Origin of the sequence: Raoultella sp. T31 (genome assembly GCF_002806725.1) — a bacterium.
GTDB lineage: Bacteria > Pseudomonadota > Gammaproteobacteria > Enterobacterales > Enterobacteriaceae > Klebsiella > Klebsiella electrica.
On sequence record NZ_PIBO01000052.1, the window covers coordinates 11945 to 30130 of the forward strand.

At 58.2% G+C, this 18186-nt stretch carries 17 protein-coding genes; 7 read left to right on the forward strand and 10 right to left on the reverse strand.

The features are described 5' to 3' along the window. Positions 1-2: 2 nt before the first annotated feature. Positions 3-422, reverse strand: coding sequence for a translesion error-prone DNA polymerase V autoproteolytic subunit (locus CWM52_RS23630; RefSeq protein ID WP_100686314.1), 420 nt, complete (start codon positions 420-422; stop codon positions 3-5). 77 nt (positions 423-499) lie between these two features. Here CWM52_RS23630 and CWM52_RS23635 point away from each other — a divergent pair, with 77 nt between their 5' ends. Further along, a complete protein-coding gene (locus CWM52_RS23635) occupies positions 500-742 on the forward strand; it encodes a DinI-like family protein (protein WP_100686315.1) in 243 nt (80 codons plus the stop codon). Positions 743-993: 251 nt separating this feature from the next. Here CWM52_RS23635 and patD read toward each other — a convergent pair whose 3' ends face one another. The 6 genes from patD to CWM52_RS23665 form a co-directional block, all read right to left on the reverse strand. Beyond that, positions 994-2418 carry an aminobutyraldehyde dehydrogenase gene (gene patD, locus CWM52_RS23640; protein ID WP_100686316.1) on the reverse strand — a complete coding sequence of 475 codons (1425 nt, stop codon included), beginning with the start codon at positions 2416-2418 and terminating at the stop codon, positions 994-996. A 22-nt stretch (positions 2419-2440) separates the two neighbouring features. After that, entirely contained in the window at positions 2441-3247 is an 807-nt protein-coding gene (locus tag CWM52_RS23645) for an ABC transporter permease (RefSeq protein ID WP_100686317.1), read from the reverse strand. Next, the gene (locus tag CWM52_RS23650; RefSeq protein ID WP_100686318.1) at positions 3237-4166 is read right to left on the reverse strand and encodes an ABC transporter permease; all 930 of its coding nucleotides are present in this window, start codon (positions 4164-4166) and stop codon (positions 3237-3239) included. The genes CWM52_RS23645 and CWM52_RS23650 overlap by 11 nt, the downstream gene beginning before the upstream one ends. 1 nt (position 4167) lies before the next feature. Next, a complete protein-coding gene (locus CWM52_RS23655) occupies positions 4168-5181 on the reverse strand; it encodes an ABC transporter ATP-binding protein (protein WP_100686319.1) in 1014 nt (337 codons plus the stop codon). Between the two features lie 17 nt (positions 5182-5198). Further along, positions 5199-6344 carry a putative ABC transporter substrate-binding protein YdcS gene (gene ydcS / locus CWM52_RS23660; RefSeq protein WP_100686320.1) on the reverse strand — a complete coding sequence of 382 codons (1146 nt, stop codon included), beginning with the start codon at positions 6342-6344 and terminating at the stop codon, positions 5199-5201. 307 nt (positions 6345-6651) lie between these two features. Then, positions 6652-8064, reverse strand: coding sequence for a PLP-dependent aminotransferase family protein (locus tag CWM52_RS23665; protein ID WP_100686321.1), 1413 nt, complete (start codon positions 8062-8064; stop codon positions 6652-6654). A 452-nt stretch (positions 8065-8516) separates the two neighbouring features. Here CWM52_RS23665 and CWM52_RS23670 point away from each other — a divergent pair, with 452 nt between their 5' ends. The 4 genes from CWM52_RS23670 to CWM52_RS23685 all read left to right on the forward strand — a co-directional run bounded on the left by CWM52_RS23670 (position 8517) and on the right by CWM52_RS23685 (position 11515). Next, positions 8517-9914 (forward strand): cytochrome ubiquinol oxidase subunit I, encoded by a 1398-nt coding sequence (locus CWM52_RS23670; protein WP_100686322.1) that lies wholly within the window; start codon positions 8517-8519, stop codon positions 9912-9914. Beyond that, on the forward strand, positions 9914-10924 hold the full coding sequence (cydB, locus tag CWM52_RS23675; protein WP_100686323.1) for a cytochrome d ubiquinol oxidase subunit II: 1011 nt from the start codon (positions 9914-9916) through the stop codon (positions 10922-10924). Before CWM52_RS23670 ends, cydB begins: the two co-directional genes overlap by 1 nt. Beyond that, entirely contained in the window at positions 10924-11049 is a 126-nt protein-coding gene (locus tag CWM52_RS23680; RefSeq protein WP_100686324.1) for a DUF2474 domain-containing protein, read from the forward strand. Before cydB ends, CWM52_RS23680 begins: the two co-directional genes overlap by 1 nt. A 232-nt stretch (positions 11050-11281) precedes the next feature. Then, a complete protein-coding gene (locus tag CWM52_RS23685; RefSeq protein WP_100686325.1) occupies positions 11282-11515 on the forward strand; it encodes a DUF2554 family protein in 234 nt (77 codons plus the stop codon). A 13-nt stretch (positions 11516-11528) separates the two neighbouring features. Here CWM52_RS23685 and CWM52_RS23690 read toward each other — a convergent pair whose 3' ends face one another. Then, positions 11529-13493: a peptidase U32 family protein gene (locus CWM52_RS23690; RefSeq protein ID WP_100686326.1), complete on the reverse strand. Its 1965-nt coding sequence runs from the start codon at positions 13491-13493 to the stop codon at positions 11529-11531. 232 nt (positions 13494-13725) lie between these two features. Beyond that, on the reverse strand, positions 13726-14274 hold the full coding sequence (locus tag CWM52_RS23695) for a helix-turn-helix domain-containing protein (protein ID WP_100686327.1): 549 nt from the start codon (positions 14272-14274) through the stop codon (positions 13726-13728). A 148-nt stretch (positions 14275-14422) separates the two neighbouring features. Here CWM52_RS23695 and CWM52_RS23700 point away from each other — a divergent pair, with 148 nt between their 5' ends. Then, positions 14423-15631 (forward strand): benzoate/H(+) symporter BenE family transporter, encoded by a 1209-nt coding sequence (locus CWM52_RS23700; RefSeq protein WP_304528749.1) that lies wholly within the window; start codon positions 14423-14425, stop codon positions 15629-15631. Here the strand turns inward: CWM52_RS23700 and CWM52_RS23705 are convergent. Then, entirely contained in the window at positions 15611-16477 is an 867-nt protein-coding gene (locus tag CWM52_RS23705) for an AraC family transcriptional regulator (RefSeq protein WP_100686329.1), read from the reverse strand. The two genes, CWM52_RS23700 and CWM52_RS23705, sit on opposite strands and share 21 nt — an antisense overlap. A gap of 183 nt (positions 16478-16660) precedes the next feature. On the opposite strand from CWM52_RS23705, the gene CWM52_RS23710 reads away from it, so the two are divergent. Beyond that, complete coding sequence (locus CWM52_RS23710; RefSeq protein WP_100686330.1) at positions 16661-17557, forward strand: DMT family transporter; 897 nt, start codon at positions 16661-16663, stop codon at positions 17555-17557. Positions 17558-18186: the final 629 nt, after the last annotated feature.

An 18186-nucleotide genomic window follows, 5' to 3' on the forward strand; every position in this document is an offset into this window, starting at 1 on the left:
GTTCAGCCTGCGGACTTGATGATGTACGTGACGACACCGAACACATCTAACGTATCTTCGCTCCCGATGATAATCGGGGAATAGGCGCTGTTCATTGGGTTAAGCTGCACCGTCGGCCGCAACTGCAGCTTTTTGACGGTAAAATCCCCTGCTACGGAGGCGATCACAATATTGCCATGCTCCGCTTTACGCGAACTGTCGACGACAAGGAGATCGCCCTCGCTGATACCGCCCTCGATCATGCTGTCTCCGGCGGCCTTAACGAAATACGTCGCGCTGGGGTGACTGATCAACAACGCGTTGAGGTCGATACGTTGCTCAACATAATCCTGCGCCGGGCTGGGAAAACCACACGGCACCGGGTCGCTAAATAGCGGAATGAAAAGGACTTCGCGGATCTCAGTCGGTGTATAAAACTTCATAATGCCCCCTCTCATGTTGACACTGGTCATGCATACAGTATATATACTGTAATTATATCCAGTAAAGAGGGCGAGAAATGTTTGTGGAACTGATTTATGACAAGAGAAACTTTGAAGGGCTGAACGGGGCAAAGGAGACCATTACGGCAGAATTAACTCAGCGTATTCATAGAATTTTTCCCGATGCCGACGTATGCGTAAAACCGATGACGACCTTACCCGCGATCAATACGGATGCCAGCAAACACGAAAAGGAGCAAATCAGCCGGGTTGTACAAGAGATGTTTGAAGAGGCGGATATGTGGATGATGGAGGAGTGATGGAATGACTCCCGTCATACATTTGCATGCCAGCCAGCCAGCCAGCCAGCCAGCCAGCCAGCCAGCCAGCCAGCCAGCCAGCCAGAGCATACGAATGGCCAGATGGTTTTCAACGTTTACGGAAAGTGGGTGTCGGAACAAAACAACGAGCGGCTTGCTCTCCTGAACACTAATTTTGCTTTCAATCCCCTATCTATGCCCCACAAGTAAGCGGTCGGAATATAAATACATTACAACCGCTTACCTGAGTATTAGTGTTTGATCATCACATGGCGCACGACGGTGTAGTCTTCCAGACCGTACATCGACATGTCCTTACCATAGCCGGAGAGCTTCTGCCCACCGTGCGGCATCTCGCTGACCAGCATAAAGTGGGTATTGACCCAGGTGCAGCCGTACTGCAGACGCGCGCTCAGGCGATGAGCCCTGCCCACATCGCGGGTCCATACCGACGAAGCCAGCCCGTACTGCGAGTCATTGGCCCATGCCAGCACCTGATCTTCATCGCTGAACGACGTCACGCTGACCACCGGGCCAAACACCTCGCGCTGAACAATATCATCATTCTGCTTTGCGCCAGCCAGCAGCGTCGGCTGATAGAAATATCCCTTACCTGCCGCCTGGCTTCCGCCGGTCACCACCTGGATATGCGGTAACGCGCGGGCAGCCTCAACGGCCGCGCTGACCCGCTCGAGATGCGCCTGCGAACTCAGCGGCCCCAGTTCGGTGGACGGGTCGTCCGGCTGGCCCATTTTCAGCGTGGCCACGGCCGCGCCCAGCTTCTCCACCAGCCGATCGTAGATCCCCTGCTGGGCATAAATGCGACAGGCGGCGGTGCAATCCTGACCGGCATTATAAAAACCGAAGGTTCTCACCCCTTCCACAACGGCAGCGATATCCGCATCGTCAAACACGATCACCGGTGCTTTGCCACCCAGCTCCATGTGCGTGCGTTTTATCGACGAGGCGGTATGGCCGATAATGTGGGCGCCGGTGGCAATCGACCCGGTGAGCGACACCATGCGCACTTTCGGATGACCGGTCAACGGATCGCCTACGCTTTTGCCGCGACCAAACAGCACGTTCAGCACGCCGGCGGGGAGAATATCCCTGGCCAGCTCCGCCAGCTTCAGCGCGGTCAGCGGCGTAATCTCTGACGGTTTGATGACCACGCAGTTGCCGGCCGCCAGCGCTGGCGCCAGCTTCCACGCCGCCATCATTAACGGATAGTTCCACGGCGCGATAGAGGCCACCACGCCAACCGGATCCCGGCGAATCATCGAGGTGTGCCCTTCCAGGTATTCGCCCGCCGCCATGCCCGGCAGGCAACGCGCCGCGCCGGCAAAAAAGCGAAACACGTCGGCAACGGCGGGCAGCTCGTCGTTTATCACGCAGTGCAGGGGTTTGCCGCAGTTTAAGGATTCCAGCTTCGCTAGCTCTTCAGCGTGGTCGGTAATCGCCTCCGCCAGCTTTAACAGAGTCTCGGCGCGGGTTTTCGGCGTCGTCTGGCCCCAGCTGACAAAGGCCCGATCCGCCGCCTCAACCGCCGCGTTGACCTGGGCCTCCGAGGCTTCCGCAATCTGCAGAATGACTTCACCATTAGCAGGATTGAATACCGGCACCATTTCGCCTTCACCCGCCACTAACTCACCGTTAATCAAAAGGTTATGTTGCATAGCATTATCCTGTAGAAATGAATTATTTACTGTTTTCAGCGCTCATGTCGCTATCACGGGTTAGCCACCAGGCGCCCAAAATGGGTATCGTCGTCACCAGCATCACCAGCAGTGCAACCACGTTGGTTACCGGCACATCGCGCGGGCGCCCCAGTTGGTTTAACAACCACAGCGGCAAAGTACGCTCATGCCCGGCGGTAAACGTGGTGACGATAATTTCATCAAACGATAAGGCGAAGGCCAGCATTCCCCCCGCCAGCAGCGCCGAACCCAGATTCGGCAGCACGACGTAGCGAAAGGTCTGCCAGCCCGTCGCGCCTAAGTCCATTGATGCCTCCACCAGACTCCACGACGTCCGGCGAAAACGGGCGATGACATTGTTGAACACCACCACCACGCAAAACGTGGCATGCCCCACGACGATAGTGAGCAGGCCAGGTTCCAGATTGACGGACTTAAAGGCCGTCAGCAGCGCCAGTCCGGTGATAATCCCCGGCAGCGCGATCGGCAACAGCAGCAGGAGCGATACGGCGTTTTTACCAAAAAACGTACTGCGCCATAATGCGCCTGCAGCCAACGTGCCAAGTACCAACGCAATCGCCGTCGACAGCGCGGCGATTTTAAGTGACAACGTCACGGCATCGATAATATCGCTGCGCCCCGCCGCCTCGCTGAACCAGCGCAGCGTCAGGCCCTGAGGCGGAAAGCTAAAGGCTGCATCTTCGGTATTGAAGGCATACAGCGCGATAATCAGCAGCGGAAAATGGAGGAATACCACCCCGCCCCAGGTGGCCACTTTCAGCAACAACGGTGCCCGTTCAGAGTGCATCGAACGCTCCCAGGCGCTTCACGAACGCCAGATAGAGGGCAATCAGCACAATCGGCACCAGGGTAAACGCGGCCGCCATCGGCATGTTGCCGATAGCCCCCTGCTGGGAATAGACCATATTGCCAATAAAGAAGCCGGGCGGCCCCACCAGTTGCGGTACGATAAAGTCCCCCAGCGTCAGGGAGAAAGTAAAAATCGACCCGGCGGCAATGCCGGGTATCGCCAGCGGCAACACCACGTAACGGAAGGTCTGCCGCGGGCGGGCGCCGAGATCGGCGGAAGCCTGTAGCAGCGAAGGCGGCAAACGTTCCAGCGCCGCCTGTACCGGCAGGATCATAAACGGCAGCCAGATATAGACGAACACCAGAAAACGGCCGAGGCCCGAGGTCGACAGCGTATTTCCGCCGACCGCCGGAATCGTCAGCACCAGGTTTAACACTCCCTCCAGCCCGAGATGCCCGAGAAACCACTGCGCCACGCCATCTTTCGCCAGCAGTAGCGTCCAGGCGTAGGCCTTTACGATATAGCTCGCCCACATGGGCAGCATGACGGCAATATAGAAGAACGCTTTCATTTTGCCGCGGGTATAGCGGGCCATATACCACGATATCGGCAAAGCCAGCACCGCGCTGGCCACCGTCACCGCCAGCGCCATCACCAGCGTGCGGACAATGATGTCGTAGTTCGCCGGATTAAACAGCGCTTTGAGATTGGCGAGCGTCAGATCGGTGGTGACCGACATGGTGAAATCATCAAAGGTGTAGACGCTTTGCCACAGCAATGTCAGCAGCGACCCCAGATAGACGATGCCGAACCACATCAACGGGCCAAGCAGGAGTAAAAACAGGCCCAGCGATGGCCTGCGCCAGAAGAGTCCGGACAGACGCCCGGACGGCGCGCGCGGAATGACCATCGTCATCTCAGCCCCCTTGTTCCAAAGGCACCATCGCCGAACGTGACCACGAAGCCAGCACCGTCTGTCCGGTCTGCGGCGCGCGGGATACCATCCCGCCATCGCTGTTCGCCTGGCTGACCAGCAGCTTATCACCATTCGCCAGCTTCAGTTCGATACGCGTCGCGGCCCCCTGGTACTGGACCGCCTGCACCACGCCCTGAACCTGCACTTCTCCGCCACTGTCGAGACGAATATGTTCCGGGCGCAGCGACCAGACCCCGCGCATCCCGCACAGGCGGGCGGCAAGCTCGCTATCAAATACGTTAGCGGTACCAACAAACCCGGCAACAAACGCGGTTTTCGGACGCAGGTAGAGGTCGTGCGGGGCATCAATCTGCTCGATACGCCCGTTATTAAAGACCGCCACCCGATCGGACATCGACAGCGCTTCGCCCTGATCGTGGGTGACGAAGATAAAGGTGATCCCCAGCGTCTGCTGAAGTTTTTTCAGCTCGACCTGCATCTGTTCGCGCAGCTTTAAGTCCAGCGCGCCAAGCGGCTCATCAAGCAGCAGCACCCGCGGTTCATTCACTAAAGCGCGGGCAATCGCCACCCGCTGCCGCTGTCCGCCGGAGAGCTGCGACGGTTTGCGGGTGTGCACAAACCCGAGTGCCACCTTTTCCAGCGCCTCCTGCGCGCGAAAATGGCGCTCCTTTTTGCCGATACCTTTGACCATCAGCCCGTAGGCCACGTTATCGAGGATCGACATATGCGGAAACAGCGCATAGTCCTGAAAGACGGTATTCACATCGCGCTGCCACGGCGGCAGCTCGCTGGCCTTGTGACCGTAAATGGCAATCGCCCCGCCGGAGAGCTGTTCGAATCCGGCAATCAGCCGCAGGCAGGTGGTTTTGCCGGAGCCGGATGGCCCCAGCATGGAGAAAAATTCGCCATCACGGATCCCCATGTTGACGCCGTCCACCGCGCGAACGTCACCATAGAAACGAGAGACATTGTGAAACTCTACCGCGTACGTCATGTTCTGCCTCCGGCCGATTACCGGCCGCCCATAATCGCGATATAGTCCTGCGTCCAGCGGCTATAGGGCACATATTTCCCCCCTTCGGCCACCGGCGTTTTCCAGAATGCAATTTTAGAGAACTCGTTGTAGCCATTGGTTTCGCACCCTTTGTCACCCAGTAGCGTACTCGCCTTACAGCCTTGCGGTACCACCGGCAACGAGCCGAACCACGCCGCCACATCGCCCTGTACCTTCGGCGTCAGCGACCAGTTCATCCATTTATAGGCGCACACCGGGTGTCTGGCGTCGCTATGTAACATTGTGGTATCCGCCCAGCCGGTGACGCCCTCTTTCGGAAAGACGGTGGCTATCGGCTGGCCGTCGGCTTTTAAGCCGTTGGCCTGATATGGCCAGGCGCTGGAGGCCACCACGCCTTCGTTTTTGAAGTCGCTCATCTGAACGGTGGTATCATGCCAGTAGCGGTGGATTAGCCCATGCTGCGCGCGCAGCACCTTCAGTACCGCCTGATACTGGGCTTCGGTCAGTTGGTAGGGGTCGGTAATGCCCAGCTGCGGCTGGGTTGCTTTCACGAACAGCGCCGCATCGGCAATATAGATAGGGCCGTCGTAGGCCTGGACGCGCCCTTGATTACTTTTACCATCGGAGAGTTTCTGCTCCACAAAGACCACGTTCCAGCTGTCCGGCGGCGTCGGGAATATTTTAGTGTTGTACATCAGCAGGTTGGGTCCCCACTGGTACGGGGTGCCGTAGACTTTACCGCCGACGTTAAACCAGGCACCTTTTTCAACGCGGGGATCGAGGGTAGACCAGTTGCCGATCAGCGCCGTATTAATGGGCTGTACCCGCTTGCCCATAATTAAGCGCAGCGAGGCATCACCCGAGGCGGTGACCAGGTCATACCCGCCTTTCGCCATCAGGCTGACCATCTCATCGGACGTGGCGGCCGTTTTCACGTTCACCTGACATCCGCTCTCTTTTTCAAACTGGCTCACCCAGTCATAGTTTTTATCCGTCTGGCCGCGCTCGATATAGCCCGGCCAGGCGATAATATCAAGCCGGCCTTCGCCTTTATCCAGTGAAGCGGGCGGCTCAGCGGCCTGCGCCGTCAGGATAGCCATCCCCAGCGCATAGAGGCTGCCACGGGCAATTTTTTTGCTCATCGGGTGTTACTCCTGTCACAATAAAATTAGCGGCAGCCGTGCCGTAAAAATATCTCCCTTAATAACCATAGACGGCGCACTTACGCCCCCTGGAGAAATTTATTCAGGTTGTGACAAGGGGCGCATTCCACAAAAATCGATGAATACCTGACAACAATATAGATTATAGACAAGGAGTTAGAGGCAGGATACGGCTATGCGTATTTCCTATGACCAGGGCCGGTAAATTATTAACCGGCCGGGTTTGATAATACTATTTAGTTATTTTATCCGCGGCGGTTTGGCCGTAGATAAAACAATCAGCGTTTCAGCTCAGCTGCTCACGAATAAGTTCGCCGAGTCGTTTAACCCCCTGCTCTTCTCTTTCTCCCCAGCCCCACGCGGTATTAAAACGGAAAAATGACGTCCAGCTGGCGGTGATAGAGAACATCTTCCCGGGCGCAATACTGATATTATCTCGCAAGGCCCGGGCGCTCAGCTCTCCGGCATCGGCCCCTTCCGGCAGTTCGAGCCACAAAAAGTAACCGCTGTCGCTGTGATGGATTTTCACCTCAGCGGGCAGATGGCGCAGCAGCGCCTGCCAGGCCTGCTGTTTACGCTCAGCAAGCTGGCGACGCAGGCGGCGGAGGTGGGCGTCATAGCGCCGGGTAGAGAGGTAATCGACCAACGCCATCTGCATCGGCGAACTGGTGGAGAGCGTACTCATTAACTGCAGCTGCTGAATCCGTTGAGCATGTTTACCGGCCGCTACCCAGCCGATACGAAAACCAGGCACCAGGCATTTTGAGAACGAACTACAGTGCAGCGTCATCTCCTGCCGGTCCCAGAATTTGGCGGGGAGCGGTTTTTCGCGGCCAAAATAGAGTTCGCTGTAGACATCATCCTCAATCAGCACCACGTTATAGCGAGCCAGCAGATCCACCAGCTGCGCCTTTTTCTCCGCGCTAAGCGTAAAGCCGAGCGGATTCTGTCCATTGGTCATCAGCCAGCAGGCCTTGACCGGGTAACTCTGCAGCGCCTGCTCCAGCGCGGCTAAATCAATCCCCTCTTTAACATCCGTCGCCACCGACAGCGCTTTCAGGCGCAGCCTTTCCAGCGCCTGCAGCGCGCCGTAAAAACAGGGATTTTCCACCACCACCCAGTCGCCCGGTTCCGTCACCGCCTGCAGGCTGAGATTCAGCGCTTCCAGGGCCCCGGCGGTAATCACGATTTCATCCGGCGAGATATTCATCCCCTGCAGCGCGTAGCGGCGGGCGATCGCGTGGCGCAGATCGTCATTGCCCGGCGGCAAATTCTCAATCACGCTCATGGCGGTGGCGTGTTTGCTCACCTGCGCCAGCGAGCGGTTAAGCTGCTGGAGCGGGAACAGCCGCGGGTCGGGGAATGCCGAGGCGAAGGGCAGCATCGCAGCCCGACGGCTGGCCTGCAGTACCTCGAAAATGTAGGTGTTGATATCCACCGATTCATCACGCGTCACCTGCGCAGGCGGTGGCGGCTGGCGAAGCCTGACCGGTTTTGGCGCCACGTAGTAGCCGGACTGCGGGCGGGCAATAATCCGTCCCTGGCTTTCCAGCAGTTGGTAAGCGTGGCTGACGGTCATAAAGCTCATGCCGCTGCTGACCACCTGCTCGCGCAGCGAAGGCAGCCGGTCGCCGGGTTGCCAGACACCGAGCGCAATCTGTTCGGTCAGCTGCTGCGCAAGCTGCTGATACTTTTTCATGAGGAGTCTCGCGATTCAGGTTTATGTCTATAGTATATCAGCCATAAAAAAATAGCCGTTTATAATAACTGTTATATCTCTGCCCGCCCCGCTCTACTGTCGATCCGCGACGGAAAAACAGGCCCCGATCGTCGGTATCAACAGTTGCAACGGCCTGTCGCAGTATAAAGACAGGAGCGACTGTCGCACCGTGGGATGTCAGTAACGAAGCGCAAATCGGCGCGGCAGCGCTCTTCGCCCGCGGCCGTGCGCCGTGGAATCTGGCCCTTTCAACTTAATGACGCGGAGCTTTATATGGAAAACCAACAGCGACAGGTCATCGCTCACTAACAGCCGATAAAAGCCATAACAGTCAGGCAACTGTTATTACAAAAAACACCCTTTCTGCCTCTGCAACCCTACCCATTCGGCACCTATAATTGCGCTGAATCAATTTTCTTGCGGAGTTCTGCATGTTCGGTCTTGATGCATTCCACCTTGCGCGAATCCAATTCGCCTTTACCGTCTCATTCCACATTATCTTTCCCGCCATCACCATTGGCCTGGCCAGCTATCTGGCGGTACTGGAAGGATTGTGGCTGAAGACAAAAAATCCTGTCTGGCGCTCGCTTTACCACTTCTGGTCAAAGATTTTCGCCGTTAACTTCGGCATGGGCGTCGTCTCCGGTCTGGTGATGGCCTACCAGTTCGGCACTAACTGGAGCGGTTTCTCCGAGTTTGCCGGCAGTATTACCGGCCCGCTGCTGACTTATGAAGTCCTGACCGCCTTCTTCCTTGAGGCGGGATTCCTCGGGGTCATGCTCTTTGGCTGGAATCGCGTCAGCCCCGGCATGCACTTTTTCGCCACCTGCATGGTCGCCCTGGGCACCATCATCTCAACCTTCTGGATCCTCGCCTCCAACAGCTGGATGCAGACCCCGCAGGGGTTCGAAGTTGTTAACGGCCAGGTGGTCCCCGTCGACTGGTTCGCGGTTATCTTCAACCCGTCGTTCCCGTATCGTCTGTTTCATATGACGGTGGCGGCTTTTCTCAGCAGCGCGCTGTTTGTCGGGGCCTCGGCGGCGTGGCATCTGCTGCGCGGTAACAACACGCCGGCGATCCGCGCGATGTTTTCGATGGCGCTGTGGATGACGCTTATCGTTGCCCCTGTTCAGGCGATGATCGGCGATATGCACGGTCTGAACACCCTGAAACATCAGCCGGCGAAAATTGCCGCCATCGAGGGACACTGGGAAAACCCTCCGGGCGAACCGACGCCCCTGCTGCTGGTCGGCTGGCCGGATATGGAGCAGGAACGCACCCGCTACGGACTGGAGATCCCGGCTCTCGGCAGCCTGATCCTGACCCATAGTCTGGACAAACAGGTTCCTGCCCTGAAGGAATTCGCGCCGCAGGACCGTCCTAACGCCACCGTGGTGTTCTGGTCATTTCGCCTGATGGCCGGACTCGGCATGTTGATGATCCTGCTTGGTACGCTGGCGCTGTGGCTGCGCTACCGCAAACGTCTGTATCAGTCGAAACCCTTCCTGCGCTTTGCGCTGTTGATGGGTCCTTCCGGGCTGATTGCCATTCTCGCCGGTTGGGTCACGACCGAAGTGGGCCGCCAGCCCTGGGTGGTCTATGGCGTACAGCGCACTGCTGATGCCGTCTCCGCCCACGGCGACATGCATATGACCATCAGTCTGCTGACTTTCTTCGTCGTCTATAGCTCGGTATTTGGCGTCGGCTACAGCTATATGCTGCGCCTGATCCGCAAAGGACCACAGACCTTCAATCCACCGGTATCCGGTACCCCGGCCCGCCCGCTCTCCGCGGCAACAGAAGGTTTTCAGCATAAGGAGTCCCACTAATGGGGATCGATCTCTCAGTTATCTGGTTCGTCATTATCGTCTTCGCCACCCTGATGTACATCGTGATGGATGGCTTCGATTTAGGGATCGGCATTTTGTTCTCGACCACCCGCGATGCGCAAGACCGCGACGTCATGGTTAACAGCGTGGCGCCGGTCTGGGACGGCAACGAAACCTGGCTGGTGCTTGGCGGCGCCGGGCTGTTCGGCGCGTTTCCCCTCGCCTATGCGGTGATTATCGATGCGCTGGCGATCCCGTTGACGTTAATGTTAATCGGCCTGATTTTTCGCGGCGTGGCGTTTGAGTTTCGCTTCCAGGCAACGCCGTCGCATCGTCCGTTCTGGGATCGCGCATTCCTTGGCGGTTCGCTGCTGGCCACCTTCTCACAGGGGGTGGTTGTCGGGGCGGTCATTAACGGCTTCCCGGTGAGCGGCCGCACGTTCAGCGGCGGCATGCTCGACTGGCTGACGCCGTTCACCCTGTTCTGCGGTCTGGGGTTGACCATCGCCTATGCGCTGCTGGGAGCCACCTGGCTGGTGATGAAGAGCGGAAATCCGCTACAGGAAAAAATGCGCCATACCTCGCGGACGCTGCTGCTGGCGCTGCTGGTCACCATCGCCGTCATCAGCCTGTGGACGCCGCTGGCGCAACCGGCCATCGCCGACCGCTGGTTCACTCTGCCAAACCTCTTTTTCCTGCTGCCGGTTCCCCTGCTGGTTGTAGCGATCGGCGTCTGGCTGTGGCGGGATCTGCACAACCCTGAGCGTCACGCGCTGCCCTTTATTCTGACGCTGGGCCTGGTGTTCCTCGGTTTCAGCGGTCTGGGGATCAGTATCTGGCCGCACATTATTCCACCGGGTATTACGCTGTGGCAGGCCGCCGCGCCGCCGCAGAGCCAGGGGTTTATGCTGGTGGGCGCCCTGCTCATTATTCCGGTGATCCTGGGCTATACCTTCTGGAGCTACTACGTGTTCCGCGGCAAAGTCCAACATGGTGAGGGGTATCATTGATGAATCAGTCACGACTGAAGCAATTATTATGGATGGTCACACTATGGGGCGTCAGCGTGCTGGCGCTGGGCGCAGTCAGTATGCTCTTTCGCTTTTTAATGACCGCGGCGGGGCTGAAAGTTTAATCCGCAGCGCTCAGGATAACGCTGATACGCAGGCACTCCGGGTTATCACCATGTTGAGTGGCTGACAGTATCCATCATCGCTCTCAGGCCCGACGCGTTCATCGCATCGGGTTTTTTTTCGCCTTTCGTCAGCAACAACTGACGCAGACTTTGCTCTTCTTTGATAACCCGATAATAAAGCTCAAGAAATTCAGGGCATAGTAGCCCCACTCGTCTGTCACTGGAAATAGATATGCTCAGGAGATGCGTTTCGGCATTGGTGCTGATGTGTGCGTTATTTTCCGGCCATTTGCTGGCCCGCAAGCAAGGACATGACTACTTCCCGGTACAAAGCCTCGAACAGCAGCTGCTGCACGAGGCCGATAGTGATGAACTGCGCAGCCAGCGGGACGAGGCCGCCGCCGATCTGCGCGAGCGTCACCACTGGCAGAATGCGCGCAAACCGAAAATGCACTTCCGCCAGTAGCGTCTGCCGTCGATCAGGCGCCTTTCCGCTTCGGCAGGGTTTTTAACAGCTCATCCGGGCTGACCGAGGCGACGATGCTCCCCGGAAGCGGCATTTTCAAAATATGATTTTTCATCTTGCCGATGACGTGCATTTCGCACGGACGACAGTCGAATTTCAGCGTCAGCACTTCATCGCCGTGAATGAGCTGCATCGGCGTCGCTTTCCAGCTCTTAATCGAGCCCTTGGCCTGTTTCGGGCATAAATTGAAGGCAAAACGCAGGCAGTGCTTGGTGATCATCACCGGCACATCGCCCTTCTCTTGATGCGCTTCATAGGCCGCATCAATGAGCTTGACGCCATAGCGCTGGTAAAACGCACGCGCCTTATGGTTATAAACGTTAGCAAGGAACGATAAATGGGTTTCGGGATAAACCGGCGGCGGGACGGAAACCGCTTTACGCTGGCCGCGCGGCGCGGCATTCACCCGCGCCTCGTCCAGCCGTTCTGCCGTTTCCCGGCGCAACTGATTGAGCAGGCTATTGGGCACAAACAGCGCGCCGGGGAGATTGATCCGCACATCGCGGGCAAAATAGATAGTTTGCCCCAGCTTCGCCACGCCGTCCCGCAGGTTCGCCAGCGCTTTCTCCGCGTGGGTCGCTTCGGCAAACTCGCCGTCGAGGGTGTGGGTGACGCTGACGCCATCTTCGCAGGTCATCGTCAGCACCAGCTGTTCCTGCCAGCCGCTGAGTTCGATGTCCACCGCAATCCGCCGCTCGCTGGAGGTCTTTTGCAAAGCCTGCTGCCAGTTATGGTCGAGGTTACGGTTCAGCACCTGGTGCGGGCGGACTTTATGCAGGTCAGCCGGCATCTCGTTCGGCCAGACGCGATAGCGATTTTCGCCGGTTTTTTCCACCGTATTGGCGCGGAACCCGACGATTTCGCGCTTAATCATCACGTTGAGGCCATCGCCATTGGTCAGCGCCTCGCTCACTTCGACATCGAGGTGGTCTTTAGCCACTTTCAGCACTTCGCCCACCGGCAGACCGATAAATTTCGGCGAATCGAAGGCGCCGATGTCGCCTTTGCGGGCATTGACAAAGTAGTCGGTGCTGCCGCGATGGAAGGTTTTATCGGTGGAGGGAACGAAAAAGTGTTCGGTGCGCCCGGCGGACGAACGCCTCAGATCGCCACGATCTTCAATAATCGCATCGAGCATCTGCCGATAGTGCGCGGTGATGTTCTTCACATAGCTCATATCTTTATAGCGACCTTCAATTTTGAAGGAGCGCACCCCGGCGTCAATCAGTTGGGCCAGGTTTGCCGTCTGGTCATTATCCTTCATCGACAGCAGATGCTTCTCGTACGCCACCACCCGGCCCTGGTCATCTTTCAGGGTATACGGCAAACGGCACGCCTGGGAGCAGTCGCCGCGGTTAGCGCTGCGCCCGGTCTGGGCGTGGGAGATATTGCACTGCCCGGAATAGGCCACGCACAGGGCGCCGTGAATAAAGAACTCGATCGTCGCGTCGGTATTGTCGTAAATCGCTTTAATCTGTTGCAGGTTCAGCTCGCGCGCCAGCACGATTTGGCTAAAGCCGACGTCGGAGAGGAATTTTGCCTTCTCGACGCTGCGAATGTCGCACTGGGTGCTGGCGTGAAGTTCAACAGGCGGAATATCCAGCTCCATCACCCCCATATCCTGCACGATCAGCGCATCAACGCCGGCTTCATACAGGTCGGTAATCAGTCGCTGCGCAGGTTCCAGTTCATCATCGTGAAGAATCGTATTCAGCGTCACAAAGATTTTCGCGCCGTAGCGATGGGCGAAAGGCACCAGTCCGGCGATGTCGCTGAGGCTGTTGCTGGCGTTGTGGCGTGCGCCGAAACCCGGTCCGCCGATATAAACCGCGTCTGCGCCGTGTAAAATCGCTTCACGGGCGATCCCGGCATCGCGGGCGGGGCTAAGAAGTTCAAGATGATGGTTGTGCAGGCGCATACGCTCGTCGTTATCCGTTATAGGGGGTCGAAATGGCGGCTATTGTAGTCAGAAGTGGGCACAGACGAAATCATTTTCCATCACGCGGAACGGGTGAATTTTCAGTTTCCAGCAAGGCATTGAAGGAAAAGGTATTTCCTTCGCAAAACGGCTACAGTTACAGTCATCTTGTATTCCGGATTTTCCTCGTCACGTTGTGAGTGGTTACATTAATCATTTGATTGGCCGCAGGTTAAATGCCCGCGGCTTTTTCTTTGGGATAATGTATCAGCGAGTGAATATGGACCGTTTGCGCGCCGCGGTTACGATAGGCATGGGCCATGTCTCCGGCAAACCGCCGCCCCTCTCCACTCGTGAGCGTCAGCCACTTCCCCTGCAGACACAGATCCAGCTCACCGCTTATCACCACCACATGTTCAATCACCCCTTTCTCATGCGGCGTGGATTCGCTGAGCGCGCCGGGGGCAAGAGTAATCGAAAAATGGTCGAAACGCAGTTCCGGGTCCCACGGGAAAACGGGCGTCACCACCATCGCCTGCTGCTGCGGGTCAAAGGCGGTCGGCGCGGTCGCTTCATCGGTGACGATAAACGCCGAGAACGGCACGTTCAGACCGGTGGCGATTTTCCATAACGTGGCCACCGTCGGGCTGGATTCATTTCGTTCAACCTGCCCGAGCATCGCTTTTGATACCCCGGTTTCTTCCGCCAGTCGCGACAGGCTCCAGCCGCGCTGTTGACGCAGCGTTTTCAGGGTCGTCGCCAGATGTTGCGCAATATTCATTCCACCTCCTGATATGCTCAGCGGAAATTATACGCGCATTGGTATGATTCTACAGGGAGTTTAGTCGGGAAACGCGCCGGGAACGTCCGGGACGATGTTGACGGCGACATGCAAAGCGGGGAAAGATGGTTGTGCGCTATAACGCACAGTGCTACATTTTACCGGACGCTATAACGCACAAGAGGTCACTATGCGCTCATTCTCACTCCCGCTGCCGACGCTGCTCGCCGGGTTTATCGCCGTTCTGGTGGGCTACGCCAGTTCGGCCGCCATTATCTGGCAGGCCGCCGCCAGCGCTGGCGCCAGCGCGGGTCAGATAGCTGGCTGGATGACGGCTCTCGGGCTGGGAATGGGGGTCAGCACGCTGGCCCTCACGCTCTGGCGCAAAGTGCCGATCCTCACCGCCTGGTCGACCCCCGGCGCGGCGCTGCTGGTCAGCGGATTACAGGGGGTGACGCTGCACCAGGCGATCGGCGTGTTTATCTTTGCGAATGGCTTAATGGTGCTATGCGGGCTGACCGGCCTTTTTGCCCGGCTGATGAAAATCATCCCCCACTCGCTCGCAGCCGCCATGCTGGCAGGGATTTTACTGCGCTTCGGTCTGCAGGCCTTCGCCACCCTTGAAGGCCATCTGCTGCTGTGCGGCGGGATGCTGGCAGCCTGGCTGCTGTGTAAAGCGCTGTACCCGCGCTTTGCGGTGGTGGCAGCGCTGCTGGTCGGCGGCGCCATCGCCGTGTTCTCCGGCGATGTCGTCGGGACGCACATCAGCCTCGCTTTTGTCGCCCCGGAATATATCGCGCCACAGTTTACCCCTTCGCTGTTGCTCAGCGTCGGCGTCCCCTTCTTCCTGGTCACCATGGCCTCGCAAAACGCCCCCGGGTTCGCCACCATGCAGGCTTCCGGCTACCGGGTGCCCGTGTCGCCGCTGATTGTCGCTACCGCGGGTCTGGCGCTGGTACTGTCACCTTTTGGCGTCTATTCGATCTGTATTGCCGCCATTACCGCCGCAATTTGCCAAAGTCCGGAGGCCCATCCTGACCCGCAGCGACGTTGGCTGGCCGCCGCCGCCGCGGGCGGTTTTTATCTGCTGGCCGGCCTGTTCGGCGGATCGATTACGTCGTTGATGTCCGCGCTACCGACGGCGTGGATTCAGATGCTGGCCGGGCTGGCGCTGCTCGGGACGCTTGGCGGAAGTCTGTTTCAGGCGCTGAATCAGGAGAATGAGCGCGACGCGGCGGTGGTGACGTTTCTGGTCACCGCCAGCGGCGTGACCCTGGCGGGGATCGGCTCGGCCTTCTGGGGACTGGCGCTCGGCGGGGTGAGTTTCGCCCTGCTGTCAGCGCTGCGCCGCGCGTAATTGTGAGGGCGTCAGGCCGGTGACGCTTTTCACCCGGTTGCTGAAATGGCTGGCGGAGCTGAAACCACAGGCCATCGCGATATCGGTCAATGACCGGGCGCTGTGGCAGATAAGCGCCTGCGCCTTAACCATTCGCCGCTGCATCACATACTGGTGCGGCGCCATGTTCATTGACTGCCGGAACATCCGCGCGAAGTGATATTCACTGAGCGCCGCCTCCTGCGCCAGATCCGCCAGAGTCAGCGGCTGATCCAGATGCTCCTCAATCCACGCCAGCAGATTGCGCAGAACGTGCGGCGCCAGGCCGCCGGAGACAGTGGGTAAACGCCACTGAACGTTCGAATAGTGCTGAATAAGGTGGGTCAGCAGCAGCGTGCTGGCGGAGCTTAGCGTCAGTTGGTTGGCCTGCTGCTGCCAGTCGCAATCGAGCAGAAACTGGCGATAGACGGCGGTGATTTTATCATCCCGGGAAAAGGTCTGTTCCTGCAGGCTAAACGACGCCGGGCTGCGGTCCCAGATCTGCTCGCCGACCCGACGTAGATGTTCGTCGGTACAGTACAGGTGTACGAACGAGAGGTCGCCGCGAATATCCCAGGTGCTCTCCGCCCCTTTTGGCATCAGGCAAAAACGATCCGGGCCGCCGCCATTTTTCCAGCCCTGCGGCGTTTTCTGGTAACTTTCGTAACCATCGGCAACATACAGACTCAGCGTATGATGGTCGCTGCGCACCGTGACCGTATCGCGATTGTTATACCACGCCGCCAGTTGAATACCGGAGTTGAGCTCCACCGTCTCCCGCAGGACAGCTTTTTGTCGGCGTAATATTTCGAACGTCCCGTATGCCATAACCTTCACACATCTGATTTCGCGAGCCCCTAGTCTATGAAGAGTCGACCGCGGATACCAGATCTCTCCGGCCATTCGGCAAAAATAAGCGCAAGAATTTGCAAGTCCAGGCCGCATGGATGACAGCGACGGCGCGCAAAAACCGCCACACTGCGTCCCTGGTGTGCTTATGGGAGACATGTTTTGAACGCAATACTGTACGGACTGGTGGTTGTTATCTGGGGCACGACGTGGATTGCCATCTTTTTACAACAGGGGCCGGTCTCCGCGCCGGTCTCCATTTTCTGGCGTTTTGCGGTAGCCAGCGTCACGATGCTGGCGATTCTGCTGGCAACTCGTCGTCTGCGTCCGCTGGCGCTGCGCGATCATCTGTTCTGTGTGCTACAGGGCTGCTGCGTCTTCTGTTTCAACTTCTGGTGCTTTTATACCGCCGCCGCGTACATTAATACCGGCCTCGAATCGGTTATTTTTTCCATGGCGGTCCTGTTTAACGCCGTCAACGGGTTTATTTTCTTCCGTCAGCAGCCGCCCGCTCGTTTCTGGCTTGCCGCCGCGCTCGGCCTTGTGGGAATCATCACGCTGTTCTGGGACGATTTGCTCAGCAACGGGCTCAACGCGTCCCTGCTGTGGGGGATTGGCCTCAGCGCGCTGGGAACCTACGGTTTTTCCCTCGGCAATATGCTCAGTATGCGCCACCAGCGCCGTGGTCTGGAAACCCTGACCACCAACAGCTGGGCGATGCTCTACGGTACCCTGGTCATGGGGGCTATCGCTCTGGTGCGCGGCGATGATTTCACTCCCCAGTGGACGCTAAGCTATATGGGCGCGCTGTTGTACCTGGCGCTGTTCGGATCGGTGATTGCGTTCGGCGCTTACTTTACGCTGGTTGGGCGGATTGGCGCCGGCAAAGCCGCCTACAGTACCCTGCTGTTCCCGCTGGTGGCCCTGACGATTTCAACGTTTTACGAAGGCTACGTCTGGCACAGCAACGCGGTTATCGGGCTGATGCTGATTCTGGTGGGTAATCTGGTGATGTTTGCCCGTCCCGAGCAGTGGTTCCTGCGCCGCAGACTGGCTTAGCCCCTGCCTGCTGGCATAAAAAAGCGCCCTCCAGCAGGGCGCCTGTGCCTCACGGCAATCCTGTTTTGCATATGGTGCCCGCCTGAGACACATGACAGGCCGGTTGTGCATATGGCGCCCGCGTTTTGCCGGGTGGCGGCTGACGCCTGACCCGGCCTACAGAACCTGTCACCTCGAAGATTTGCACAAACTCCGTAGGCCCGTACAAGCGCAGCGCCGTCGGGCAATTTAACAGGCGTGCTCCGTTGACCATCCGGGGCGCTATCCTGAAGCGCGTCTGAGGCCCATAACAGGCCGGTTTTGCATACGGTGCCCGCGTTTTGCCGGGTGGCGGCGGCGCCTGACCCGGCCTACAGAACCCGTCACCTCGAAGATTTGCGCAAACTCCGTAGGCCCGTACAAGCGCAGCGCCGTCGGGCAATTTAACAGGATTGATCCGTTGACAATTCAGGGCGCTCTCCTGAAGCGCCTCTGAGAACCATGACAGGCCGGTTGTGCATACGGCGCCCGCGTTTTGCCGGGTGGCGGCGGCGCCTGACCCGGCCTACAAAACCCGTCACCTCGAAGATTTGCACAAACTCCGTAGGCCCGTACAAGCGCAGCGCCGTCGGGCAATTTAACAGGCGTGC

What these genes read in the sequence shown, in the direction of transcription:
- CWM52_RS23630 (WP_100686314.1), bottom strand. Translation starts at nt 422, where the DNA reads ATGAAGTTTTATACACCGACTGAGATCCGCGAAGTCCTTTTCATTCCG.
- CWM52_RS23635 (WP_100686315.1), top strand. Translation starts at nt 500, where the DNA reads ATGTTTGTGGAACTGATTTATGACAAGAGAAACTTTGAAGGGCTGAAC.
- patD (WP_100686316.1), bottom strand. Translation starts at nt 2,418, where the DNA reads ATGCAACATAACCTTTTGATTAACGGTGAGTTAGTGGCGGGTGAAGGC.
- CWM52_RS23645 (WP_100686317.1), bottom strand. Translation starts at nt 3,247, where the DNA reads ATGCACTCTGAACGGGCACCGTTGTTGCTGAAAGTGGCCACCTGGGGC.
- CWM52_RS23650 (WP_100686318.1), bottom strand. Translation starts at nt 4,166, where the DNA reads ATGACGATGGTCATTCCGCGCGCGCCGTCCGGGCGTCTGTCCGGACTC.
- CWM52_RS23655 (WP_100686319.1), bottom strand. Translation starts at nt 5,181, where the DNA reads ATGACGTACGCGGTAGAGTTTCACAATGTCTCTCGTTTCTATGGTGAC.
- ydcS (WP_100686320.1), bottom strand. Translation starts at nt 6,344, where the DNA reads ATGAGCAAAAAAATTGCCCGTGGCAGCCTCTATGCGCTGGGGATGGCT.
- CWM52_RS23665 (WP_100686321.1), bottom strand. Translation starts at nt 8,064, where the DNA reads ATGAAAAAGTATCAGCAGCTTGCGCAGCAGCTGACCGAACAGATTGCG.
- CWM52_RS23670 (WP_100686322.1), top strand. Translation starts at nt 8,517, where the DNA reads ATGTTCGGTCTTGATGCATTCCACCTTGCGCGAATCCAATTCGCCTTT.
- cydB (WP_100686323.1), top strand. Translation starts at nt 9,914, where the DNA reads ATGGGGATCGATCTCTCAGTTATCTGGTTCGTCATTATCGTCTTCGCC.
- CWM52_RS23680 (WP_100686324.1), top strand. Translation starts at nt 10,924, where the DNA reads ATGAATCAGTCACGACTGAAGCAATTATTATGGATGGTCACACTATGG.
- CWM52_RS23685 (WP_100686325.1), top strand. Translation starts at nt 11,282, where the DNA reads ATGCTCAGGAGATGCGTTTCGGCATTGGTGCTGATGTGTGCGTTATTT.
- CWM52_RS23690 (WP_100686326.1), bottom strand. Translation starts at nt 13,493, where the DNA reads ATGCGCCTGCACAACCATCATCTTGAACTTCTTAGCCCCGCCCGCGAT.
- CWM52_RS23695 (WP_100686327.1), bottom strand. Translation starts at nt 14,274, where the DNA reads ATGAATATTGCGCAACATCTGGCGACGACCCTGAAAACGCTGCGTCAA.
- CWM52_RS23705 (WP_100686329.1), bottom strand. Translation starts at nt 16,477, where the DNA reads ATGGCATACGGGACGTTCGAAATATTACGCCGACAAAAAGCTGTCCTG.